Raw genomic sequence first — 22,863 nt, forward strand, 5'->3', positions numbered from 1 at the left:
GACGACATCGGCGCGGCCATCGAGGCGGCGCTCGACGCCGGGCGGCCGCGCGAGATCCGCGTCACCGATCTGCTCGACCAGGTCGAGGAGGAGCGCTGGGTGCGCGAGGCGGTCGTCGACGACATCGAGCCGGCGCGCGCGCATCAGTCCGCGCCGTCCAGGATGGACCGGACCAGTGGGCGCAGCTGCTCAGCCTCGGCGTACGTCGCGCGACGTACGCCACCCACACGATGAGCAAGGTCGGCCAGCCGGTGCAGCGGCCGCTCCATGTCACGCGTGAACGAGGTCTGCGCCACCAGCTCGGGAAGCGCCTCCACGGTGGTCAGCCTCTCGAGAACGGCCCGCCCTCGGTGTGCGGGATCCCGCTGCAGCTGCACGAGCCCCCGGAGCCGGTAGGTCAGCCCACTCGGGCGGACCAGCCCGAGGCTCCCGGGCGACACCTGCTCCTTGAGCCGGTCACCGGCGTCCGCGAGGATCGACAGGGGCTTCGGGTAGGGCACGATCCGCAGGTCGGGGGCGACCGCGGCGGTCTCGTCGGTGAGGTAGACCAGCTCGGTGCACAGCGTGCGCGCCACGGTCGTCTTTCCCGTGCCCGACGGTCCGTAGAGGACGACGGTGTCCCCGGTCCCGGGGTCGGCGACTGCGCACGCGTGGAACATGACCAGGTCACCGCGGCGCTCCGTCACCGCCAAGGTGGTCACCATCGGGCTGAGCCGGTCCATGACGGTGGGCAGGTCCCGGGCGAACAGCGAGCTGGAGTCGGCCGACGCGGCGAGGGCCGCGGGATCCTCCTCGAGGAGGAGGGTCAGTCGCTGATCGGGGCTGTCGGCATCCGGCGAACCGACCTCGACGGCGCACCATTCCCACACGTCGGCGACGGCCTCGGCGAGCTCCGCAGCACCGGAACCGGCGCAGACGACGTCGAACCGGACTTGTAGCGCTTCCACACGCACGCAGGGCGGATCACCTACGCTGGAATCTCGCACCTGGGCGAGTGTAGGACCCGCGGACCACGCGGGGAGGAGACGTTGATGGAATTGAAGGACTATGTCCGGATCGTGCTCGCGCACTGGTTCGGCGTCCTGCTCCTCGCGGTAGCCGGCGTCGCCGGCGCGGTCGCCTACAACGTCAGCCAGCCGAAGGTGTACGAGGCAACGGCGACCGGGTACGTCACGGCCGGCGCGTCCGCCAACACGTCCGACGCGACCCTCGCCGACTCGCTGGCCAAGGCGAAGGTCACGTCGTACGTCGCCGTCGCGACCAGCACGAAGGTGGCCAACCGGGTGATCACGTCTCTCGGCCTCGAGACGACACCGGGCGCACTCATCGGCGAGATCTCAGTGGACCAGCCCACCGACACGGTGCTGCTCGACGTCCACGCCCGAGCCGGCGACGCGCAGGACGCCCAGGACCTCGCGAACGCCTGGGTAGCCGCTCTCGCCGCCGAGATCCAGGACCTCGACGTGGGCGGCTCCGGCACGAGCACGACGACACCGTCGGGCGATGACGCCTCCCTGCGGATCGAGACCCTGTCCCAGGCCCAGCCGGGGTCGCTGATCCTGCCGCGGACCACCCTCAACCTGCTCGCCGGTCTCATCCTCGGCCTGCTCCTCGGCCTTGCGTACGCGTTGGTGCGTCACCAGTTCGACCGCCGACTGCGGTCGTCGGAGGAGGTCGAGAAGCAGTTCGGCGTCCCGGTGATCGGGATGATCCCCTACTCACAGCAGATGCGGCAGGACAGCCACCGCGCGGTCACCCTCGCGGTCACCGAGTCTGCGTCGTCCAGCGCTTCCACCACCGCGGAGGGCTTCCGCAAGCTGCGGACCAACCTCGCCTACATGGACGTCGACCACCCGCCGCGCGTCATCGTGGTGACGAGCCCCAAGCAGTCAGACGGCAAGTCGACGGTGGCGGCGAACCTCGCCGCCGCGATCGCCATCGGCGGTCAGCCGGTGACCCTCATCGACGGCGACCTGCGTCGTCCCACGGTCGCGTCCTCGCTGTCGATGGTCGACGGTGCCGGCCTGACGGACGTGCTCGTCGGCCGGGTGGCGCCGGCCGAGGTGATCCAGGACCACCCCGACGTACCCGGTCTGCGAGTGCTCGCCTCCGGCGCGATCCCGCCCAACCCGAGCGAGCTGCTCGGATCCAACGCCATGCGCTCACTGATCCACGACCTGGCCGCCGAGGCGATGGTGATCATCGACGCGCCGCCGCTGCTCCCGGTCACCGACGCGGCGGTCCTGACCAGGTCCGCCGACGGTGCTCTGGTCGTGATCTCGCACGCCAACACGCTCGACAAGGAGCTGGCGGCCTCGCTGTCACACATCACTGCCGTCCACGGACGCACCCTGGGCCTGGTGTTCAACCGGATGCGGCGCTCGGCGGGCAGCGGGATGTACGGCGGCGACTACTACCGCTACGAGTACAAGCCCGAGAACAGCCGCCGCAGGCTCAGGCCCGGCCGGCAGACGGCCAAGAGCGGCTAGTCGCGCTCAGGCCGTACGCCGATCAGCTCGCGCGCCTCGTCCGGGGTGTACGGCGTGCGCTGCGCCAGCGCGCCGATCGCGACCGCGCGCTCGACGAGCTGGGCGTTCGACTCGACCGGCACGCCCTTGCTGATCGTGAGCACGTCCTCCATGCCGACGCGCAGGTGACCGCCCTTGGACAGGCTGGCCAGGATCACGCTCAGGGTGGAGCGGCCGATACCGGTGGCCGACCAGCTGGTCGTCTCCGGCGGGAGGTCGCGGACGGCGGCGACGAGCGCGTCGGTCGTGCCGTTCATGCCGCCGGGCACGCCCATCACGAGGTCGACGTGGACCTTGCCCCCGGCGGGCAGGCCGTAGCGGTCGAGCAGCCGTCGCATCGCGTGGACCTGCCCCAGGTCGAACAGCTCGAACTCCGGCACCACACCGCGCTCCTGGGTGAGCTGGTAGAGGTCACAGACGAACGGCCACGGGTTGGAGAAGACGTCGTCGCCGAAGTTCGTCGTCCCCATGGTCAGGCTGCACACGTCGGGCCCGGCGTCGAGGACCTTGAGCCGCAGGTCGAGCGGGTCGTGCACGCTGCCACCGGTCGACAGCTGGACGATCAGGTCGGTCGACCCGCGGACCGCGGCCACCCATTCGCGCAGCAACGACAGGTCGAGGGTCGGCCGGTGCTCGCCGTCGCGCACGTGGAGGTGGATCATCGCCGCGCCGGCGGCCCGGCAGGCCTTCGCGGTCTCGGCGATCGCCTCGGGCGTGGTGGGCAGGTGCGGGACATCGGCCTTGGCGGTCTCGGCGCCGGTCGGGGCGACGGTGATCAGGAGGCCGTTGGCGGGGACGCTCACGCGCGCCATCCTTTCAGAGCGGGTCTCGACTGGCTCGACCGGCGAGGTGCCGCGGTTTCGAGACGGGCGTAGAACGCCCTCCTCAACCACCGGTCGCGGGGACCGGCGAGGATGCGGGCATGCGTGCCGTCGTCCAACGGGTCACCTCGGCCTCCGTCACCGTCGACGGGGAGATCGTCGGAGAGATGACGTCGCCCGGACTGCTGGTCTACCTGGGCGTCACCCACACCGACGGCCCGGACGACGCGGACTGGATGGCCCGCAAGATCTGGACGCTACGGATCCTCCCCGACGAACAGTCCGCATCTGACATCGGCGCACCCGTGCTGGTCGTCTCGCAGTTCACCTTGTACGGCGACGCCCGCAAGGGCCGCCGCCCGACCTGGGAGGCGGCCGCACCGGCTCCCGTCTCCGAGCCGTTGTACGACGCGGTCTGCGGCGCCCTGACCGACCTCGGCGCCCGCGTCGCGCGAGGCGTGTTCGGCGCCCGGATGCGGGTCGCATCGGTCAACGACGGCCCCTTCACCGTCCTCCTCGATCGCTGAGCCCGGCGCGTCCCGGTTCGAGCAGGACCCACGGGAGCCCGTCTCCCACCGTGAGGCGGACGCTCAGCAGCGCCGCGCTCATGGGCGGCATGTCGGGCCGCACCCGCACCAGCGCTTCCCGGTCGCCCCAGGGTGCCGTTACCTCGATCCGGGTCTCGCGGGGCAACCTCCCGACGTACAACCCACGCCAGTTGTGGAGGAACGGCGGCTCAGATCGCGATGGTCACCTCGGCGACCGTGCCGATCGCGGCTCGGACTGTCTGGTCCACGGTCTCCGCCCGCGGTGCCAGCGTCCGCAGCGTCCAGTCGCCGTCCGCGGCGAAGAACCGGAAGTGTCCGGTCGCCGAGGTCGGGACCTCCGCGGTGAACTCACCGGTCCGGTCGAGCAGCCGCACGTAGGCGTTGGGCACCGGCTCGCCGTCACGCACGACCTGGCCCTGGACCACGGCCTCCTTCGCGACGTCGACCCCGTCGAGGGACAGACCTCCCGCCTTCGCTCCGCACATCAGGCGTCGGCCTCCCCATCCAGGGAGCCGGGCTCGTCACCGAGCACCACCGGTACGCCGACCAGCGAGCCGTACTCGGTCCACGAGCCGTCGTAGTTCTTGACGTTCCGCTCGTCGAGCAGCTCGTGGAACACGAACCACGTGTGCGAGGACCGCTCACCGATGCGGCAGTAGGCGATGGTGTCCTTGCCCCAGTCGACCCCGGCCTCGGAATACAGCTCCTTGAGCTCGTCGTCGGACTTGAACGTCCCGTCGTCGTTGGCGGCCTTGCTCCACGGCACGTTCGCCGCGGTCGGGATGTGCCCGGCGCGCTGCGCCTGCTCCTGCGGCAGGTGGGCCGGCGCCATCAGCCGACCGGCGTACTCGTCGGGTGACCGGACGTCGACCAGGTTCTTCACGCCGATCGCCTGCACGACCTCGTCGCGGAAGGCCCGGATGGACGTGTCCTGCTGACCCGCCGTGTACGACGCGGTCTCGCGCTGGGGCAGCTCGTCGGTCAGCTCGCGGCTGTCGAGCTCCCACTTCTTGCGACCCCCGTCGAGCAGCTTGACGTCCTGGTGGCCGTAGAGCTTGAAGTACCAGTACGCGTAGGCGGCGAACCAGTTGTTGTTGCCGCCGTACAGCACCACGGTGTGGTCGTTGGCGACGCCGCGCGAGGACAGCAGAGCCTCGAACTGTGCCTTGCTCACGAAGTCACGACGCACCTGGTCCTGGAGGTCGGTGGTCCAGTCAAGCTTGATCGCGCCCTTGATGTGTCCCTTGTCGTAGGCGGCGGTGTCCTCGTCGACCTCGACGAGGACGACCTTGGGGTCGTCGAGATGGTCCTCCACCCACTGGGCGGAGACGAGAGTCGTGTCGCGGCTCATGGTGCTTACCTTTCTGTACGCCGGGGCTCGGCGCGGGTTCGGTTCGGACGGTCAGCGGACGGTGGCCCGCCGGAGGAACAGGTAGAGCTCGCAGCCCAGGCACAGGCCGAAGACCGCGTTGAGGAGGGCCGCAACCAGCGCCAGCCCGGTGGCGACCAGTCCCACTGCTGTGGATCCGGCCAGGAAGCCGATCAGGCCCGCGACCGCGAACACCAGGCCGAGACCCTGGGCGAACCGTGGCGGACGGGGGTCCTCCAGCTCGCCCGGCGCCCCGAGGCGCGGGCGGACCAGCCCCCGGAATACAAGGGAGTACGGCGTGTGCTGGACACCGCGGGTGGCCCCGATGGCGAAGACCACCGCCTGGGCCGCGAGCAGGACGCCCGCGGCCGGTTGTGGCGTGACCAGCACCAGGGCCAGTACCAACGAGGTCAGGGTCGCCGCCACGCGCGGACCGCGCGGGTCGATGCCGGCGACGGTGGGACGGGCGGTGCTGAGGGTGGACATGGCGCTCCTGACGACGGGATCCGGGGGAAAGTGGTCCCGCAAAGTCTACTGAGTCAGTAGAGAATTCAGGCGGGACGCGTCAGGGCATCGGACACAGCGACGAGCGGACGCGGCAATGGTCGACGGCGCGCCGCCGCGTCAGAAGCGTCGTGGACATGACCGGAACTGTAGGCACCCGACCATGGCCGGAACCACCAGCCGTACCATCATGCGAGACGGCGCTCCACATGTTGGACACCGCTCCGCTCATCGGGCGAGCCCGCTCTCGAGCGCCGCCAGCACCTGGCCGATGCGCGGCGCTCCCGTGGCCCGGGTCAGCTCACGACCGTGGGCGTCGAGGACCAGCGTGGTCGGCGTGCGCAGCACCCCGAGCGCCCGCACCAGGTCGAGGTGATGCTCCGCGTCGACCTCGACGTGAGACACGCCGGGCACGGTCCGGGCCACGTCGTCCAGGATGCGCCGGGTCGCCCGGCACGGAGCGCAGAACGCCGAGGAGAACTGCAGCAAGGTCGCCCGCTCGCCACGACGATCGTCGTACGCCGTGCCGGCCAGCACGCTGTCGCCCGGTGGTTGCGGAGGGCCCCCTGCGCCCGTCTCGAATCCACCCCGCACCCGGTGCGTCCCCCGGAACACACCGTTGGTCGCCGACCACCACGCGCCGAGTGCGAGCGCCACCACCACGGCGACCACCAGCACCGATGCTCCGAGGTCCATGTCGTGGCAACCCCGCAGGCGACCGGCGCATTCCGGTTCCTAGGCTGGGCGGGTGCGCGTCGTGGTGCTGGGAGCGGGTGGGATCGGAGGCACGATCGGGGCGCGCCTCCACCAGGCGGGGTACGCCGTCGCGCTGGTGGTCCGAGGCGCCCATGGCGAGGCGGTCCGCGAGCACGGGCTCACCTTCGCCACACCCGAGGAGCGGGTGACGCTCCGGATCCCGGCGTACTCCCATCCGCGCGACCTCACTTGGCGCGGCGACGAGATCGTCGTCCTCGCCGCCAAGAGCCAGGACACCGAGGCCGCCGCCCGCGACCTCGCCGCGGCGGCCGGCCGGGTCCCGGTGGTGTCCGCCCAGAACGGCGTCGCGAACGAGCCCACGCTGTCCCGCTGGTTCGACCGCGTGCACGGGATGTGCGTGATGATGCCGACCGCACACCTCGAGCCGGGTGTGGTGATGGCGCACTCGGCCGGGACCACCGGCATCCTGGACCTGGGCGGATTCCCGGCCGGCACCGACGACGTCGACGAGGAGTTGGCCGCGGCGCTACGTGCCTCGCGCTTCGAGTCCGTGCCGCGACCGGACATCATGCGCTGGAAGTACCGCAAGCTGCTGAACAACCTCGGCAACGGCGTCCAGGCGCTGTGCGGCACGGGCCTCGACTCCGATGCCGGGCTCGAGGCGCTCGCCCTGCTCGAGACCGAGGCCGAGGCGGCGTTCGCGGCCGCCGGCATCGATCCGGTCACCGACGCCGAGGACATGGCACGGCGGGGCGACCACCTCCAGCTGCGCGGCATCTCGGGCGAGACCCGGGCGGGCGGATCCACCTGGCAGAGCCTGGCCCGCGGGTCGGGCATCGAGACCGACTACCTGAACGGCGAGATCGCGCTGCTGGGTCGCTTGTACCGCGTGCCGACACCGGCCAACGCCCGGATCCAGGCGCTGATGACCCGAGCCGCCGCCCACGCCGCCGAGCCCGGCTCGATGACGCCGCCCGAGCTTCTCGCGGCGCTCCGGCACGACTGACTCACGCGCGGATCGGCTCCCCCAGCGGGACCTCCACCTTCGGGACGGAGATCCACGCCTCGGCGCCACCGGGCACGTTGGCCACGCCCACCGAACCGTGGTGCGCCTCGGCCACCGCGGCCACGATGGCCAACCCGAGCCCGGCCCCGGTCGACCCTCGGCTGCGGACGAAGCGCTCCGTCGCGACCGGCAGCACGTCGTCCTCGAAGCCCGCGCCCTGGTCGGACACGACCAGTGCCACGTGGTCGCCGTCGGGTCGCGCTGACAGCCGTACGACGCCCGCGCCGTGCTCCAGGGCGTTGCCGACCAGGTTGGTCAGCGCCTGCCGGAGCTGCCGCGGATCCGCACGCACCACGGCCGTGGCCGACTCCACCGCGATCGACCGACCCGCCCTGGCCGCTGTCCTCGCGGACCGGTCGCGGACATCCTCCAGCACCCCCGCCACCGGGGTCTCCTCGGCGTCGACCGGCAGCCGTCCCTCTCCGGCCTGGGCGAGGAGCAGGAGGTCCTCCGTCAGTCGCTGGAGCCGGTCGACCTCGTCCCGCGCCGAGTCGATCGCGTCGACCAGCTCGCCGACCGGCCGCGGGCGTCGTACGGCGAGCTCGAGCTCGGTCCGGAGCAGCGCGAGCGGTGTGCGCAGCTCGTGGCTGGCGTGCGCCACGAAGGACCGCTCGCGGTCCAGCGTCGCCTCGACCCGCGCCAGCAGGGCGTTGAGAGTCTCCCCGAGGCGGGTGAGCTCGTCGCCGCCGTGGGGCACGGGCAGCCGCAGCGCCGGATCGGCCGCGGTGAGCTCGGACGCACGCCGGCGCATCGCCTCGACCGGCCGTAGGGCGGCGCCGGCCACGGCGTACGCACCGAGGAACGTGAGCAGCACCAGCAGCGGGATCCCGACCAGCAGCTGGTCGCGCACGCGCCTCAGGCCCTCCAGCCCGTTCTCACGGGTGTCGCCGACGACCAGCACGAGCGGGTGCCCGGACCGGGTGAACGGGGTGGCGAGCAGGCGCGCCGGCTCGTCCAGGCCGGGTGCGTTGCTCCGGTCGAAGGTGACCGTGCCGCGCGACGCGGCGGCCGCCTCGTCGGGTGAGAGCAACGGACGGTCGTGCAGTGTCGGCGTCGCCTCGAGGAGCCGGCCCTCCGGCGTGATCACCTCCGCGAAGCTCTCGCCGCGCTCCACGAACCCGGTGCCCGCGAGAGCGGTCAGTGAGGCGTCCGGCGCGCTGACCGGCCCGATCAGGTCCTGGGCCCGCTGCCGGAGCTCGAGGTCGAGGGCGTGCGAGGAGCCGGACGCCAGGCGTTGGTAGCCGAACCCACCGACCGCGGTGAGCAGCACCGCTGCGGCCGCGGTGAACGACAGCGCCAGGCGCAGCCTGATCGGCAGCCGTCTCATGGCACGTCCTCGATGAGGCGGTAGCCGAGCCCGCGCACCGTCTGCAGCGACCGCCGTCCGAAGGGCCGGTCGATCCGGTCGCGCAACCCCTTCACGCACACGTCGACCACGTTCGAGCGTGGCTGGTAGGCCACGTCCCAGGCCAGATGCAGCAGGCGCTCGCGGCTGAGCACCTCGCCCGGACGCCGGGCCATAGCCTCCAGCAGCGCGAACTCCTGCGCGGTCAGGGTGACCTCTGTCGTTCCCCGATGGACCAGGTGACCGGTCAGATCGAGCCGCAGGTCTCCCACGGCCAGCTCGTCCGATCGCCGTACGACGCCCCGCCTCGCCAGCGCGCGCAGCCGGGCCAGGAGCTCGTCGAAGGCGAACGGCTTGACCAGGTAGTCGTCCGCGCCCGCACCAAGGCCCGCCACCCGGTCGGGCACCGCGTTCAACGCGGTCAGCATCAGGATCGGGGTGCCGTCGTCCACCGCCCGGATCCGCCGGCACACCTCGAGGCCGTCGACGTCGGGAAGCATCACGTCGAGCACCACCACGTCGTACGGGTGCTCGGTGGCCAGCCAGACGCCGTCGAGCCCGGTGGCGGCCAGGTCGGCGCTCACGCCCTCCTCGAGCAGCCCCTTTCGAAGGAGCCGCGCCAGCTTCGGCTGGTCCTCGACCAGGAGGATCCGCATGAGGACAGTGTGCGCCCGCAGATGAGCCACGGATGAGCGCTCACGGACCGCTCATCCGGCCGACCTAGCGTCGGCCAGGTCCAGCATCCAGGCCTCCAAGGAGGAGTCATGAACCGATCCGCGCTCATCCTGCTCGCCGGGATCGTCGGCCTCGGCCTCGTGGTGGGCGGAGGTGCCTCGGCCGCACCGTCCGCGAAGCCGTCGGCCGCCGGTCACCATGCCGCCGTACGCCGTCACCATCCGGCGCCGTCGCACTTCACGCACGGGGTCGTCGACAACCGGTGGTTCCCACTCAAGCCGGGGAACCGGTACGTCTACCGGGGCGCCGAGGAGGGGAAGCGCGAGCGCGACGTCCTCGTGGTCACCTACCGCACGCGTGTCGTCGACGGCGTCGTCTGCCGCGTGGTCTTCGACCGCGTCTGGAAGAACGGCCGGCTGAACGAGCACACGCACGACTTCTACGCCCAGACCCGGTCGGGCACGGTCTGGTACTTCGGTGAGCGCACCGCGACGCTCGACCGGCACGGTCACGTCAACAGCCGCGAAGGCTCCTGGATGTCCGGCGTCCACGGCGCCGAGGCGGGCATCTTCATGACTCCGCATCCGCATCGCGGGCCGTCGTACCACCAGGAGGACTTCCCCGGGCATGCCGAGGACGTCTACACGGTGGTCCGCCGAGACGCTCGGGTGACGGTCCCGATGCTCCAGACGAACCACGCGGTGCTCACCCGCGAGACCACGGTGCTCGAGCCGGGGGTCCGGGACCACAAGTACTACGTGCGCGACATCGGGACCGTGCGTGAGGTGACGGTGCAGGGTGGCAGCGAGAGCCTGCGACTGGTGTCGCTGACCCACCGGCCGCGGTGAGCCCGTGGGTCGCGCCGGTCGAATGCCTGCGGCTCAGCCGCCGGCGAAGGGCGGCAGGAACTCCACGGTCTGGCCCGGGCGCACGAGGACGTCATCCGGCCGGCGCGACTTCACCGGCTGGTCGCCGACCAGCACCGAGCAGGCCTCGAGCACGCCGGGAAGGCGGGTGCCGGGGTGCAGCGCGGCGGACCGTCGTACGACGTCGGCGAGCGTGAGCGGACCTTCGACGGGCAGCGCGTCGGTCTCGACACCGGCGGCGGCGCGCGCGGAGGCCCAGTAGCGCACCGTGATCGATGCGGTCTCATCCCCCGCGTCGTCGCCGGGTCGGGCCTCCATGCTCGTTATCCTTGCGCATCGGTGATGACCGGGCTCGACCACCGGCGGTAGGAGGTGACGGCGTGAGCACCCTGCTCCTGCTCACCAGCGCCCTCCAGCCGAGCGCCGAGGTGCTGCCCGGGCTTGCGCTGCTCGGTCACCAGGTCAAGATCCTGCCCGCCGAGGGCAGCGCCCTCATCGACGCGCCCGACGCCGACCTGATCCTGGTCGACGGCCGCCAGGAGCTCGCGCACGCCCGTGACCTGTGCCGCCTCCTGCGTACGACGGGCACCGACTGTCCGGTCGTCCTCGTCGTCACCGAGGGCGGGCTGGCCGTCGTCGCCCACAACTGGGGCATGGACGACGTGGTGCTCCACACCTGCGGGCCGGCCGAGCTCGAGGCCCGCATCCGGCTCTCTATCGGCCGGCTCCAGGCAGCGCGCGACGAGGACGAGCCCGACGCCCACGTCATCCGCACCGGTGAGGTGGTCGTGGACGACGCGACGTACACCGCCACGATCGGGGCGCGGGCGCTCGACCTGACCTTCAAGGAGTTCGAGCTGCTGAAGTACCTCGCCCAGCACCCCGGCCGCGTCTTCACCCGTGACCAGCTGCTGCAGGAGGTCTGGGGCTACGACTACTTCGGCGGCACGCGCACCGTCGACGTCCACGTACGCCGGCTCCGGGCCAAGCTCGGGCCGGAGCACGAGACCCTGATCGGGACGGTCCGCAACGTCGGCTACCGCTTCGTGCTGCCGACGAAGGAGCCGACCGTGGCTCCGGCGGACGAGTCCGCGGAGACCCGGCGCTGAACATCCAGCGGGTCGGCAACGCCGACCTCGACCGCGCCCTCGCACTCGTGGACCGGGTCGTCGCCGCGTCTGCCGAGGTGGACGGGGTCGAACCCCTCGACGAGGCGGCCCGGATGTCCCTGGCCCACCACGGGCTCGCCGCGAACGCCCTGTGGCTGGCCGACGACGGCTTCGCCGTACTGCGTGGGCATGACCTCGACGTCGCGGTGGCTCCGGACGCGCGGGGACGCGGCGACGGGCGAGCCCTGGTCGAGGCCGCGCTCGCCGAGGCCCCGGCTCGCCTGACCGCCTGGTCGCATGCCGACCATCCGGCGGCGGCACACCTGGCTGCGGAGCTCGGCTTCGAGGCGACCCGGGCGCTGTGGGTGATGTCGCGCGAGGCGGGTCCGGCCGAGGTCCCAGAGGCGGAGGGCGTGACGATCCGCGGCTATCGCGACTCCGACGCGTCCGAAGTGCTCCGGGTGAACGCCGCGGCGTTCGCCCGCCACCCCGAGCAGGGGTCGATGGACACCGCCAACCTCGCCGAGCGGATGGCCGAGTCGTGGTTCGACCCCGCGGGGCTGCTCGTCGCCGACGCCGGTGACGGGTTGCTGGCGTTCCACTGGACCAAGCAGCACTCCGAGACACTCGGCGAGGTGTACGTCGTCGCCGTCGACCCGGCCGCCCAGGGGCGCGGGCTCGGGAAGGCGGTCACCGCTGCCGGCCTCGCCCACCTGGAGTCGGTCGGCGTACGCCGGATCATCCTGTACGTCGAGTCCGACAACGAGGCCGCGATCGCGACGTACGCCAACCTCGGCTTCGCCCACACCTCCACCCATGTCCAGTACGCGCGCTCCCGATAGTACGTATCAATCGGACGGCCGATCGATACGTACTATCGCCGCAGCCTGCCGTCCGATTGATACGTACTACCCGGTCTAGCGGCGGAAGTGCAGCCCGACCTCGGGATCGACGATGACTTCCTGGGCGGCGGGGAGGGCGTCGACGTCGAGCTGGACGTCGAGCGGGACGTTGCGCTTGACGAGGGCCAGCGCGATCGGGCCGAGCTCGTGGTGGCGGGCGGACGTGCCGACGAAGCCGACGACCTTCTCGCCCTGCTTCAGCTCCGAGCCGACCTCGGGGAGGCGGTTCTCGGAGCCGTCGAGGTGCAGCAGCGTGAGCCGGCGCGGGGGCCGGCCGATGTTGTGCACCCGGGCGACCGTCTCCTGACCGCGGTAGCAGCCCTTGTCCAGGTGTACCGCGGGGCCGATCCAGCCGACCTCGTTGGGGATCGTCCGGTGGTCGGTGTCGAGCCCGAAGCGAGGCTCACCGCGTGCGATCCGCAACGCCTCGAAGGCCCACAGGCCGCACGCCGGCGAGGCCGCCTCGGCGTACGTCGGGAGCTGGACGCGCGGGATGAGCTCGTGCCCGGCCGCCGGCCGGTACATCAGCGCCAGCTCCGAGGTCACGTCGGTGACCTCGACCCGGCTCAGGAACCGCATCCGGTCGAGGAACTCGATCAGCGCCGGGGCGGCCCCGGGCTCGGTCGCGGCGGTGAACGACTCGCCGTCGTCCACGCCGGCGAACGCGTGCTCGACGTGCCCCTGCGGGCTGAGGATCAGCGCCTGCGTCCAGGTGCGCGTGGGCAGGTCGAGGAAGTACTGCGTCGTCAGGTCGTGCAACCACGACAACCGGTCGGCCCCGGAGATCCGTACGACGTCATGGTGCGACAGGTCGACGAACCCCTCGCCCGCCTCCAGCGTCCGCTGCTCGCCGTAGAACGACCCGTAGTGCGCCGCCACGGGCGCGTCGATCCCGCCGCCGCCGACGGCGCCTGGCAGGGACAGCAGTGGCGAGGTCACGAGTGGTCCTTGCAGGTCCCGAAGACGGTCAGGTGGCCGATGTCGACGGTGAAGCCGTGGTCGGCCGCGAGGCGGTCGGTGACGGGGGTGAGCACATCAGGGTCAACCGAGATCACCGTGTGGCAATTCCGGCAGACCAGATGGAAGTGCTCGTGCTCACTCGTCGAGTGGTACGTCGGAGCGCGGTCGCTGAGGTGGGCATGGCGCACCAACCCGAGCTCCTCGAGCACCTCGAGCGTGCGGTAGACCGTCGACGCGTTCACCGCCGTCGAGTGCGTCCGTACCTCGGCCAGCACCTCGTCGGGCGTGGCGTGCCCGAGCAGCTCGACCGCCTCGAGGATCAACTCGCGCTGCGGGGTGAGCCGGTAGCCCTTCTCCCGCAGTCGCGCACGCCAGTCGGTGGTCATGGGCTACTGCCTCACCAGCTGGGCGTGCGTGTGCGGCTGGAGCTCGTGACCCGTCGCGGCCATGTCATAGGCATAGAGAAGATCGCCGTTGACGTACCCGTAGAGCCGCTTGCCGGCGACGTACTCCTTGGCGGTGGCGGTGCGAGCAACCGCGTCGGTGACCATCTCGAACCGTGGCTGCTCGGGATGGATCTCACCGGTCCAGATCTCGGCGAACCCGGTGTTGTGGCACATCACCATCTCCAGTGTGCCGTCCTCCTGCGGCCGCAGGAAGCCGGTCTCCTGCGCCGCCTCCCGCACGTGGTTGCCCTCGGCGTCGACGATCCAGGCGCGGCTGAAGTAGTGGATGAACGGCCGGCCGTCCTGCTGGAAGACGACCTCCTGCCCGAACTGGAAGTTGTCGATCCCCGGGTACTCACCGTGGCCGTTGCCCACCCAGCGCCCGACCAGCCACGCGAGCCGCGCGGTGAGCGGGTGGATGTTCTCCGGGATCTCGAAGGGCATGGGTCGAGTCTAGAGTTGCGGCATGCCGCGGGGTCTGGTCGTGAAGGTGACCGCCGGCGCCGACGACCCCGAACGCTGCAACCAGGGGTTCACCGTTGCCGCGACGGCCGTCGCGGCCGGCGCCGACGTCTCGCTGTGGCTGACCGGCGAGGCCGCGTGGCTCGGCGTACCGGGCCGGGCCGAGGCGTTCGCGCTTCCCCATGCGCAGCCGTTGGCCGACCTGCTCGCGGCGGTCACCGTCGGTGGCCTCGTCACCGTGTGCTCGCAGTGCGCGGCGCGGCGTGACCTCGGTGAGGGAGACCTGCGCGAGGGCATCCGCCTCGCCGGCTCCACGTCGTACGTCGAAGAGGTACTGGCCGAGGGCGTCCAGGCCCTCGTCTACTGACCTGGCCCGAGCCCGACCGCCAGTCGGGCGGCGACCTCGGCGCACGCGGCCCGCGCCGTTCGGCCCACTCCCACCACGTTCAGGAAGCCGTGGATCTGGTCGGGGAAGCGCCGCAGCTCCACCTTCACGCCCGCGTCCGCCACCTTGCGCGCGTACGCCTCACCCTCGTCACGCAGTGGGTCGAAGCCGGCCGTCACGACGTATGCCGGCGCCAGCCCGTCCGGGAGATCGGCGAGCAGGGGGCTCACCCGCGGGTCAGAACGCTGGTCGGCCTCGGGGACGTACTGGTCCAGGGCCCGGTCCATGAAGTCCTGGGTCAGGTAGAAGTTCTGGCCGAACAGCCTCTTGCTGTCCGTGTCCCGCGTCGAGTCCGTGGCGGGATAGAGCAGCAGCTGGAACGCGAGCGGCAGCCCCTCACGGGTGGCCTCGATCGCGGTCACGGCGGCCAGGTTGCCGCCCGCCGAGTCACCGCCGACCCCGAGCCGGGTCACGTCGGCGCCGAGCGAGTCGGCGTTCGCGATCACCCAGCGGTACGCCGCCAGCGCGTCGTCGTACGCCGCCGGGAAGGGGTGCTCGGGGGCCAGCCGGTAGTCGACCGACAGCACCCGCGCCCCGCTCCGCTCGGCCAGGAACCGGCAGGGCGGGTCGTGCGAGTCGAGGTCGCCGTACACCCAGCCGCCGCCGTGGAAGAAGACGAGCAGCGGGCCCGGCGTCACCGCGCCGGACGGTACGTACAGGCGACCCGGCCGATCGCCGATGGGCGCGTTGCGAACCGCGCCGATCGGCTGGTCGCCGCCGGTGATCGTGGCGTGCTTGACCAGCAGCCGCCGCCCGTCCTCGAGCGGCAGGTCCTCGGTGGACGGCTCTCGCAGCACCTTCGCCAGCCGGAGCATCAGCTGCGTGTCGACGGCCAACGTCTGACCGTCGAGGGTCACCCGCCGGCCGGCCAGGGCGCGCTGGACGCCGTCCGGGAGGCCGAGCACCACTCGCAGCGTCAGTGCCTTCGCGCGCTGGTCGGCAGCTGCGAGGAGCGTCGACCCGGGCACGCCGCCAAACCTAACCTCCTGTCCCTTCAGACACCCCATGTTCACCTGGCGGTGCCACACTGAGGTCCATGGTCCAGCTCGCTTCCGTCGACCCGTCGCGCGACGGCGACAGCTCCGCCGACGAGCCCTTCGACGTCGAGCCTCCCTACACGCCGGACGAGGGCGAGCTCGCCGGGGTCACGGCGTACGACGACCGCTTCCTCGACCGGGAGCTGTCCTGGCTCGCCTACAGCCGCCGCGTCCTGGGCCAGGCCGAGGACCCCGACCTGCCGCTGCTCGAGCGCGTGCGCTTCGCGGCGATCTTCTCCAGCAACCTCGACGAGTTCTTCATGGTCCGGGTGGCCGGCCTGAAGCGACGCATCGCGGCCGACGTCGCCGTCCGGGCCGCCTCCGGGCTGATGCCGCGTGACGTCCTCGAGCGGATCTGGGCCGAGGCCCGCGACCAGATGGAGCGGCACGCGCGGCTGTTCCGCGACGAGCTGGTGCCGGGCCTCTCGAAGGAGGGCATCGAGCTGGTCCGGTGGCCCGACCTCGACCGCGAGGAGCAGAAGTTCTGCAAGCGGCTGTTCAAGGAGCGGGTCTTCCCGGTGCTGACGCCGTTGGCCGTGGACCCCGCCCACCCCTTCCCTTACATCTCCGGGCTCTCGCTCAACCTCGCCGTCCTGGTACGCAACCCGAAGACGGACAAGGAGCACTTCGCCCGGGTGAAGGTGCCGCCGATCTTCAGCCGGTTCGTGCCACTCGGGAACGAGCGCTTCGTGCCCCTCGAGGACGTGATCGGCGAGCACCTCAAGCGCCTGTTCCCCGGGATGGACGTGCTCGAGGTCCACACGTTCCGGGTCACGCGCAACGAGGACCTCGAGGTCGAGGAGGATGACGCCGAGAACCTCCTCAAGGCGCTCGAGAAGGAGCTGCTCCGGCGCCGGTTCGGCCCGCCGGTGCGGCTCGAGGTCGAGGAGTCGATCGCCCCGCAGGTGCTCGAGCTGCTCATCGAGGAGCTCGGTGTCTCCGAGGACGAGGTGTTCCGCGTCGGCGGCCTGCTGGACCTGGTCGGACTGCACTCGATCGCCGATCTACCCCGCGAGGACCTGAAGTACCCCGCGTTCGTCCCGACCACCCATCGACAGCTGGCCGAGGTCGAGACCGCCAAGCCGGTCGACGTCTTCAAGGCGACCCGGCGGTACGACGTCCTGCTCCACCACCCGTACGACTCCTTCGCCACGTCGGTGCAGCGCTTCCTCGAGCAGGCCGCGGCCGACCCGCACGTGCTGGCGATCAAGCAGACGCTCTACCGCACCTCCGGTGATTCTCCGATCATCGACGCCCTGATCGACGCGGCCGAGGCCGGCAAGCAGGTGCTGGTGATCGTCGAGATCAAGGCCCGCTTCGACGAGGAGGCCAACATCCGATGGGCCCGCAAGCTGGAGCAGGCGGGGTGTCACGTCGTGTACGGCCTGGTCGGGCTGAAGACGCACTGCAAGCTGGCGATGGTCGTCCGTGACGAGCCCGAGGGCATCGTGCGCTACACGCACATCGGCACCGGCAACTACAACGGCAAGACCGCGCGCCTCTATGAGGACATCGGCCTGATCACCACCAACGAGGTGATCGGTGAGGACGTCGCGCACCTGTTCAACAACCTCAGTGGCTACTCCCGCAACCCCACCTACGACCGGCTCCTCGTCGCGCCCGACTCGGTACGCAACGGGCTCGTCGAACGGATCCACCGCGAGATCGACCACCACCGCAACGGGCGGCCCGCACGCATCCGGCTCAAGGCCAACTCGGCGGTCGACGAGGCGTCCATCGACGCGCTCTACCTCGCGTCGCAGGAGGGCGTGCCCGTCGAGATGCTGATCCGCGGCATCTGCGCGATCCGGCCGGGTGTGCCGGGTCTCTCCGAGAACATCAAGGTCCGCTCGGTGGTCGGCCGGTTCCTCGAGCACAGCCGGATCTTCTGGTTCGAGAACGGCGGAACGCCCAGCGTGTGGATCGGCTCGGCAGACCTGATGCACCGGAACCTGGACCGTCGGGTCGAGGTGCTCGTCCAGCTGCCGAGCGAGGAGAACGTGGCCCAGATGTCGGAGTTGCTCGACCTCGCGTTCGCGCGCACGACGTACGCGTGGGAGCTGGGGCCGGACGGCGACTGGGCTCCGAACGGAGGCACGGACCACCTCCAGGAGGTGCTCATCGAGCGACAGCGGCGGCCGCGTCTGGTCCCCTGACCCCGGGCTCTATGCCAGGCCATCGCTGACACCCGTAGCATGACGCCCGTTCGGTCTCCCACTCCCACCAGGAGCACGTCGTGGCGTTGCGTCTGCGTCCCACCGATACCTCGTTCTACGACCTTTTCACCACCTCCGCGCAGTACCTCGTGACCGGCGCCGGCCTCCTCGCCGAGATGATCTCGGACGAGGCTGACCGACCCCAGGTGGCCAAGCAGATGCGCGAGGCCGAGCACATCTGCGACGAGAACACCCACGAGATCGTGCGCCGGGTCAACAGCAGCTTCGTGACGCCGTTCGACCGCGAGGACATCTATTCCCTGGCCAGCGGGCTCGATGACGTGATGGACGACATGGATGAGGTCGTCGATCTGATCCTGCTCTACGAGGTCGTGAACTTCCCTGCCGAGATCCTGCACCAGGTCGAGATCATCCAGCGCTGTGCAGAGATCACCGCCGAGGCGATGCCGAAGCTGCGGACGATGGCCGACCTCGACGAGTACTGGATCGAGATCAACCGGCTGGAGAACAGCGGCGACAAGAGCTACCGACGTACCCTCGCCAAGCTCTTCAGCGGCGACTTCAAGGCGATCGAGGTCCTGAAGCTCAAGGACATCATCACCTCCCTCGAAGGTGCGATCGACGCCTTCGAGAAGGTCGCCAACATCGTGGAGCAGATCACGGTCAAGGAGTCCTAGTGCTCCTCGACGGAAGGTGTTCTGGTGGCAGCCGTGGTCCGGGTGCGTGCATCGCAACGCGGAGGAGCGAAGGCGGGCCCGGGCCCATCGTGTCTCCTCATCCCCTAGCTCATCCCATAGTCCATCCCATAGCCCATCCCATAGCCCGCTACGCCTTGCCCTCGCACGCGCCGGACGTCATCCGCGACGGCCGAGGATAAGGAGACCCGGCCTGTGGACCTCGCGATCGTCATCACGGTCGTCCTCGTCGCCCTCGCCTTCGACTACACGAACGGCTTCCACGACGCCGCGAACGCCATCGCCACCTCGGTGTCGACACGTGCCCTGACACCTCGAGTGGCGCTGATCCTGGCCGCGGTGATGAACTTCGTCGGCGCCTTCCTCGGCCAGAAGGTCGCTCACACCGTGTCCGACGTGATCGTCCCGCCGAGCGGGCGCGAAGGCCTGGTCGTGATCCTCGCCGGTCTGCTCGGCGCGATCATCTGGAACCTCATCACGTGGTACTTCGGTCTGCCGTCGTCGTCCACGCAGGCCCTGATCGGCGGCCTGGTCGGCGCCGCTCTCGCCGCCGGTACGGCGGTGCACTGGTCGACGATCGTCGACAAGGTGGTGATCCCGATGATGGTCTCGCCGCTGATCGGGTTCGCACTGGCGTTCGTCGTGATGATCGCGATCCTGTGGATCTTCCGGCGCCGGAACGCCCACCGAGTGACGCGCGGCTTCCGAATGGCGCAGACCTTCTCGGCATCGGCGATGGCGCTGGGCCATGGTCTGCAGGACGCACAGAAGACGATGGGGGTGATCTTCCTCGTCCTGATCACGAGCGGGCACCTCGCCCCCGACACCCAGGACCTGCCCCTGTGGGTGATCGCGGCGTCGGCCGGCGCGATCTCGCTGGGCACCTACTCCGGTGGCTGGCGGATCATGCGCACCCTGGGTCGCAAGATCATCCACCTCGACCCACCCCACGCCTTTGCCGCCGAGTCGGTGGGCGCCACGGTGCTCTACGCCACGGCGTTCCTCTGGCAGGCCCCCGTCTCGACCACACACGTGATCACCTCGGCGATCATGGGTTCCGGCGCGACCCGCCGCGTCTCGGCGGTCCGCTGGGGCATGGCCCGCTCGATCGTGATCGCCTGGGTGCTGACCTTCCCTGCCGCGGGCACCGCGGCCGCGATCTGCTTCGCGATCCTCCATCCCTTGCTCGGCTGAGGTCGACCCCGGAGGTCGGGAGGCCCGATGTGCCGACCGGCCAGGTCGAACACCGGCACGTCGCACAGCGGACGTTTCGGCCCTTCTCAGAGCTGTCTGGGTCCGAAACGTCACGGACCACCCGCCACCCACCGCTCTCGCCCCGCGCTGGGTCAGCCGAAGCGGCCGGAGATGTAGGCCTCGGTGGAGGCTTCGTCCGGGGTGGAGAACATCTTCTTGGTCGGGTTGAACTCCACCAGGTGTCCCGGCTGACCGGCCGCCTTCAGGTTGAAGAACCCCGTGTCGTCGGAGACCCGCGCGGCCTGCTGCATGTTGTGGGTGACGATGACGATCGTGTAGTCGGACTTCAGCTCGTGGATCAGGTCCTCGATGGCCGACGTCGAGATCGGGTCCAGCGCCGAGCACGGCTCATCCATCAGCAGCACCTCCGGCTCGACCGCGATCGCCCGGGCGATGCACAGCCGCTGCTGCTGACCACCGGAGAGTCCCATCCCGGGCTTGCTGAGGCGGTCCTTGACCTCCTCCCAGAGGTTCGCGCTCTTCAAGGACTTCTCGACGGTGACGTCGGCCTCGGACTTCTTCAGCCGCTTGGCGTTCAGCCGGTTGCCGGCGAGCACGTTGTCGTAGATCGACATCGTCGGGAACGGGTTGGGCCGCTGGAAGACCATGCCGATCTGACGGCGTACGGCGACCGGGTCGACGCTCGCGTCGTACAGCGACTGGCCGTCGACGACGACCTTCCCCTCGACCCGCGCGCCCGGGATCACCTCGTGCATGCGGTTCAGAGACCGCAGCATGGTCGACTTGCCGCAGCCGGACGGGCCGATGAACGCCGTCACCGACTTGGACTTGACGGTCATGTTGACCCCCTCTACCGCGAGGAAGTCCCCGTAGTAGATGTTGAGGTCTGAGACGTCGATGCTCTTGGCCATGGTTCCTTCCTCGGGCCTCTGCTCAGTGTCCCTTGGCGGGAGCGAAGATACGACCGATGATCCGGGCGACGAGGTTGAGCACCATCACCAGCGCGATCAGCACGAGCGCTCCGCCCCACGCCCGCTCGTAGCCGACCGGGGTCGACGTCGAGTACTGGGAGAAGATGAAGACGGGCAGCGTGGTCATCCGCCCGTCGAACAGGTTGGTGTTGACGCCGTCCGTCGCGCCCGCGACCACCAGCAGCGGAGCCGTCTCGCCGATCACCCGGGAGACCGCGAGCACCACGCCGGTGATGATTCCGGAGAGCGCGGTCGGCAGTACGACGCGCGTGATCGTGCGCCACTTCGGCACGCCGAGTGCGTAGGACGCCTCCCGGAGGTCGTCGGGAACGAGTCGCATCATCTCCTCCGACGAGCGCACGACCGTCGGGATCATCAGCAGGGACAGGGCGATCGAGCCGCCGATGCCCGCCCGGAACGCCGGGCCGAAGAGCAGGACGAGTAGGGCCAGGGCGAACAGGCCGGCCACGATCGACGGGATGCCGGTCATCACGTCCACGAGGAACGTGATCACGCGCGCCACGCGTGATCGCGTGCCGTACTCCACGAGGTAGACCGCGGTCAGGATGCCGATCGGCACCGAGATGACGGCGGCCGCCACTGTGATCAGCAGCGTGCCGATCAGCGCGTGGTAGATGCCGCCCTGCTCGTCGCCGATCACGTTGAGCATCGACTGGCTCAGGAAGGCGGCATTGATCGCGGGCAGTCCGTTGCTGATCACGACCCACAGCAGCCAGACCAGCGGCGAGACCGCGACCGCGAACGCGGCCCAGACCAGGGCCGTGACGAACCGGTCGGTGGCCGACCGCCGGCCCTCGACCAGCCGTGACCAGACCGGCATCGCGATCAGGAAGACGACGAGCGCTGCGAACAGCCAGGTCACGACTCCCCAGCCGGAGAGCAGGGCGGGCAGCCCGGCCAGGGCGAGCGCCATCACGCCGACGAGGAGCGGCGCCCAGCGCGGGAGCCGGGCCTGGGAGATGTGCAGGGAAGCAGACGTCATCGGTTCAGCCTCCGCGCGCTCCGGCCGGCGACCCAACGCGCGGCGAAGTTCACCACGAACGTGATCACGAACAGCACCAGACCGGTCGCGATCAGCAGCGACTGCCGCTCGGGCGTCGCCTCCTTGTAGTTCAGGGCGATGTTCGCCGCGATGGTCGCCGGGCTCGCCGTCCCGATCACGTTCAAGGTGGTGGCGGGTGTCGTCGCCAGCACCATCGCCACCGCCATCGTCTCGCCGAGCGCCCGGCCGAGGCCGAGCATGATGCCGGAGACCATGCCGGAGCGGGCATAGGGGAAGACGGCGTACCGGATCATCTCCCACCGCGTCGCACCCAACGCGAGTGCCGCCTCCTGATGGAGGCGCGGCGTCTGCAGGAAGATCTCGCGGGAGATGGCGGTCATGATCGGCAGGATCATGATCGCCAGCACGATCCCCGCGGTGAACAGCGACCGCCCGTTGGGCGACGGCGGTCCGGGACCGAAGAACGGCAGGAACCCGAAGTGCTCGTGCAGCCACACGTGTGCCGGCTGCAGGTACGCCGCGAGGTAGCGGCCGCCCCACAGGCCGAACACCACCGACGGCACCGCGGCGAGCAGGTCGACCAGATACGCGAGCACGGCAGCCAGTCGGCGCGGTGCGTAGTGGGAGATGAACAGCGCCACCGCGATCGCGAACGGGACGGAGACGATCAAGGCGATCGCGGACGCGAGCAGGGTGCTCACGATCAGCGGTTCCATGTAGCTGGCGAACGACGTGAACGGCGCGTACGTCGCGGCGTCGGAGGTCAGCCCGACCCAGCCCTCGACCGCCAGGAAGACGAAGACGGCGACGAGGGCGACCAGGATCGTCAAGGCAGCGAGACGGACGACCCCCGCGAACACACGATCACCGCGCCGGCTGGGGCGCGGTGTCGTGGGGTTCTCGGTCCGCTCCGGAGAGGCGGTGGCGGTCACAGATGCTCCTACGTATGCGGGAACGGGCGTGGTGCGACGGGTCTGGGGG

The 22,863-nt window shown here is 70.4% G+C and carries 26 protein-coding genes; 10 read left to right on the forward strand and 16 right to left on the reverse strand.

Annotated elements, in window-relative coordinates; translation table 11 throughout:
- Positions 1–143: 143 nt before the first annotated feature.
- The gene (locus VGJ24_RS18280; protein ID WP_331502078.1) at positions 144–953 is read right to left on the reverse strand and encodes an AAA family ATPase; all 810 of its coding nucleotides are present in this window, start codon (positions 951–953) and stop codon (positions 144–146) included.
- Positions 954–1,031: 78 nt separating this feature from the next.
- On the opposite strand from VGJ24_RS18280, the gene VGJ24_RS18285 reads away from it, so the two are divergent.
- Positions 1,032–2,489 carry a polysaccharide biosynthesis tyrosine autokinase gene (locus tag VGJ24_RS18285; RefSeq protein WP_331502079.1) on the forward strand — a complete coding sequence of 486 codons (1,458 nt, stop codon included), beginning with the start codon at positions 1,032–1,034 and terminating at the stop codon, positions 2,487–2,489.
- Here the strand turns inward: VGJ24_RS18285 and VGJ24_RS18290 are convergent.
- Positions 2,486–3,331: a 3-keto-5-aminohexanoate cleavage protein gene (locus VGJ24_RS18290; protein ID WP_331502080.1), complete on the reverse strand. Its 846-nt coding sequence runs from the start codon at positions 3,329–3,331 to the stop codon at positions 2,486–2,488. The two genes, VGJ24_RS18285 and VGJ24_RS18290, sit on opposite strands and share 4 nt — an antisense overlap.
- Before the next feature lie 119 nt (positions 3,332–3,450).
- Here VGJ24_RS18290 and dtd point away from each other — a divergent pair, with 119 nt between their 5' ends.
- Positions 3,451–3,876 (forward strand): D-aminoacyl-tRNA deacylase, encoded by a 426-nt coding sequence (gene dtd, locus VGJ24_RS18295; protein ID WP_331502081.1) that lies wholly within the window; start codon positions 3,451–3,453, stop codon positions 3,874–3,876.
- A 209-nt stretch (positions 3,877–4,085) separates the two neighbouring features.
- On the opposite strand, the gene VGJ24_RS18300 is transcribed toward dtd, so the two are convergent.
- The 4 genes from VGJ24_RS18300 to VGJ24_RS18315 all read right to left on the reverse strand — a co-directional run bounded on the left by VGJ24_RS18300 (position 4,086) and on the right by VGJ24_RS18315 (position 6,466).
- Positions 4,086–4,382, reverse strand: coding sequence for a DUF1416 domain-containing protein (locus VGJ24_RS18300; RefSeq protein ID WP_331502082.1), 297 nt, complete (start codon positions 4,380–4,382; stop codon positions 4,086–4,088).
- Complete coding sequence (locus tag VGJ24_RS18305) at positions 4,382–5,248, reverse strand: sulfurtransferase (RefSeq protein ID WP_331502083.1); 867 nt, start codon at positions 5,246–5,248, stop codon at positions 4,382–4,384. The genes VGJ24_RS18300 and VGJ24_RS18305 overlap by 1 nt, the downstream gene beginning before the upstream one ends.
- Before the next feature lie 51 nt (positions 5,249–5,299).
- Positions 5,300–5,752, reverse strand: coding sequence for a DUF4395 domain-containing protein (locus VGJ24_RS18310; RefSeq protein ID WP_331502084.1), 453 nt, complete (start codon positions 5,750–5,752; stop codon positions 5,300–5,302).
- Positions 5,753–5,998: 246 nt separating this feature from the next.
- Positions 5,999–6,466 (reverse strand): thioredoxin family protein, encoded by a 468-nt coding sequence (locus VGJ24_RS18315; RefSeq protein ID WP_331502085.1) that lies wholly within the window; start codon positions 6,464–6,466, stop codon positions 5,999–6,001.
- 52 nt (positions 6,467–6,518) lie between these two features.
- On the opposite strand from VGJ24_RS18315, the gene VGJ24_RS18320 reads away from it, so the two are divergent.
- Positions 6,519–7,493, forward strand: coding sequence for a ketopantoate reductase family protein (locus VGJ24_RS18320; protein ID WP_331502086.1), 975 nt, complete (start codon positions 6,519–6,521; stop codon positions 7,491–7,493).
- 1 nt (position 7,494) lies between these two features.
- On the opposite strand, the gene VGJ24_RS18325 is transcribed toward VGJ24_RS18320, so the two are convergent.
- Both VGJ24_RS18325 and VGJ24_RS18330 read right to left on the reverse strand, forming a co-directional pair.
- Entirely contained in the window at positions 7,495–8,880 is a 1,386-nt protein-coding gene (locus VGJ24_RS18325; protein WP_331502087.1) for a sensor histidine kinase, read from the reverse strand.
- A complete protein-coding gene (locus tag VGJ24_RS18330; RefSeq protein ID WP_331502088.1) occupies positions 8,877–9,554 on the reverse strand; it encodes a response regulator transcription factor in 678 nt (225 codons plus the stop codon). Before VGJ24_RS18330 ends, VGJ24_RS18325 begins: the two co-directional genes overlap by 4 nt.
- 108 nt (positions 9,555–9,662) lie before the next feature.
- On the opposite strand from VGJ24_RS18330, the gene VGJ24_RS18335 reads away from it, so the two are divergent.
- On the forward strand, positions 9,663–10,421 hold the full coding sequence (locus VGJ24_RS18335) for a hypothetical protein (RefSeq protein ID WP_331502089.1): 759 nt from the start codon (positions 9,663–9,665) through the stop codon (positions 10,419–10,421).
- A 33-nt stretch (positions 10,422–10,454) separates the two neighbouring features.
- On the opposite strand, the gene VGJ24_RS18340 is transcribed toward VGJ24_RS18335, so the two are convergent.
- Positions 10,455–10,757, reverse strand: coding sequence for a MoaD/ThiS family protein (locus VGJ24_RS18340; protein ID WP_331502090.1), 303 nt, complete (start codon positions 10,755–10,757; stop codon positions 10,455–10,457).
- Between the two features lie 62 nt (positions 10,758–10,819).
- Between VGJ24_RS18340 and VGJ24_RS18345 the strand changes: the two genes are divergently transcribed.
- Entirely contained in the window at positions 10,820–11,548 is a 729-nt protein-coding gene (locus tag VGJ24_RS18345; protein WP_331502091.1) for a response regulator transcription factor, read from the forward strand.
- Positions 11,549–11,595: 47 nt separating this feature from the next.
- Positions 11,596–12,390, forward strand: a complete 795-nt coding sequence (gene mshD, locus VGJ24_RS18350) for a mycothiol synthase (RefSeq protein ID WP_331502092.1) — start codon at positions 11,596–11,598, stop codon at positions 12,388–12,390.
- A gap of 75 nt (positions 12,391–12,465) precedes the next feature.
- On the opposite strand, the gene VGJ24_RS18355 is transcribed toward mshD, so the two are convergent.
- From VGJ24_RS18355 to VGJ24_RS18365, 3 genes are read right to left on the reverse strand one after another with little or no spacing between them, the layout of a single operon-like run.
- The gene (locus VGJ24_RS18355; RefSeq protein WP_331502093.1) at positions 12,466–13,389 is read right to left on the reverse strand and encodes a folate-binding protein; all 924 of its coding nucleotides are present in this window, start codon (positions 13,387–13,389) and stop codon (positions 12,466–12,468) included.
- The gene (locus tag VGJ24_RS18360) at positions 13,386–13,796 is read right to left on the reverse strand and encodes a Fur family transcriptional regulator (protein ID WP_331502094.1); all 411 of its coding nucleotides are present in this window, start codon (positions 13,794–13,796) and stop codon (positions 13,386–13,388) included. The genes VGJ24_RS18355 and VGJ24_RS18360 overlap by 4 nt, the downstream gene beginning before the upstream one ends.
- A gap of 3 nt (positions 13,797–13,799) precedes the next feature.
- On the reverse strand, positions 13,800–14,300 hold the full coding sequence (locus tag VGJ24_RS18365) for an FABP family protein (RefSeq protein WP_331502095.1): 501 nt from the start codon (positions 14,298–14,300) through the stop codon (positions 13,800–13,802).
- Between the two features lie 22 nt (positions 14,301–14,322).
- Here VGJ24_RS18365 and VGJ24_RS18370 point away from each other — a divergent pair, with 22 nt between their 5' ends.
- Positions 14,323–14,685, forward strand: a complete 363-nt coding sequence (locus VGJ24_RS18370) for a DsrE family protein (protein WP_331502096.1) — start codon at positions 14,323–14,325, stop codon at positions 14,683–14,685.
- On the opposite strand, the gene VGJ24_RS18375 is transcribed toward VGJ24_RS18370, so the two are convergent.
- Positions 14,679–15,731, reverse strand: a complete 1,053-nt coding sequence (locus tag VGJ24_RS18375) for an alpha/beta hydrolase (protein WP_331502097.1) — start codon at positions 15,729–15,731, stop codon at positions 14,679–14,681. The genes VGJ24_RS18370 and VGJ24_RS18375 overlap by 7 nt on opposite strands.
- Positions 15,732–15,799: 68 nt before the next feature.
- Between VGJ24_RS18375 and VGJ24_RS18380 the strand changes: the two genes are divergently transcribed.
- The 3 genes from VGJ24_RS18380 (at position 15,800) to VGJ24_RS18390 (ending at position 19,866) form a co-directional block, all read left to right on the forward strand.
- On the forward strand, positions 15,800–17,956 hold the full coding sequence (locus VGJ24_RS18380; protein ID WP_331502098.1) for an RNA degradosome polyphosphate kinase: 2,157 nt from the start codon (positions 15,800–15,802) through the stop codon (positions 17,954–17,956).
- A gap of 80 nt (positions 17,957–18,036) precedes the next feature.
- Positions 18,037–18,654, forward strand: coding sequence for a DUF47 domain-containing protein (locus tag VGJ24_RS18385; protein WP_331502099.1), 618 nt, complete (start codon positions 18,037–18,039; stop codon positions 18,652–18,654).
- A gap of 213 nt (positions 18,655–18,867) precedes the next feature.
- Positions 18,868–19,866 (forward strand): inorganic phosphate transporter, encoded by a 999-nt coding sequence (locus VGJ24_RS18390; protein WP_331502100.1) that lies wholly within the window; start codon positions 18,868–18,870, stop codon positions 19,864–19,866.
- A 152-nt stretch (positions 19,867–20,018) separates the two neighbouring features.
- Here the strand turns inward: VGJ24_RS18390 and pstB are convergent, their stop codons facing one another.
- Genes pstB through pstC form a run of 3 tightly spaced genes read right to left on the reverse strand, consistent with a single transcriptional unit; the run spans position 20,019 to position 22,814 of the window.
- Entirely contained in the window at positions 20,019–20,798 is a 780-nt protein-coding gene (gene pstB / locus VGJ24_RS18395) for a phosphate ABC transporter ATP-binding protein PstB (protein ID WP_331502101.1), read from the reverse strand.
- Positions 20,799–20,820: 22 nt separating this feature from the next.
- Positions 20,821–21,861, reverse strand: a complete 1,041-nt coding sequence (pstA, locus tag VGJ24_RS18400) for a phosphate ABC transporter permease PstA (RefSeq protein WP_331502102.1) — start codon at positions 21,859–21,861, stop codon at positions 20,821–20,823.
- Complete coding sequence (pstC, locus tag VGJ24_RS18405) at positions 21,858–22,814, reverse strand: phosphate ABC transporter permease subunit PstC (protein WP_331502103.1); 957 nt, start codon at positions 22,812–22,814, stop codon at positions 21,858–21,860. The genes pstA and pstC overlap by 4 nt, the downstream gene beginning before the upstream one ends.
- Between the last annotated feature and the right edge of the window lie 49 nt (positions 22,815–22,863).

Source organism: Nocardioides sp., assembly GCF_036493135.1.
Taxonomy (GTDB): domain Bacteria; phylum Actinomycetota; class Actinomycetes; order Propionibacteriales; family Nocardioidaceae; genus Nocardioides.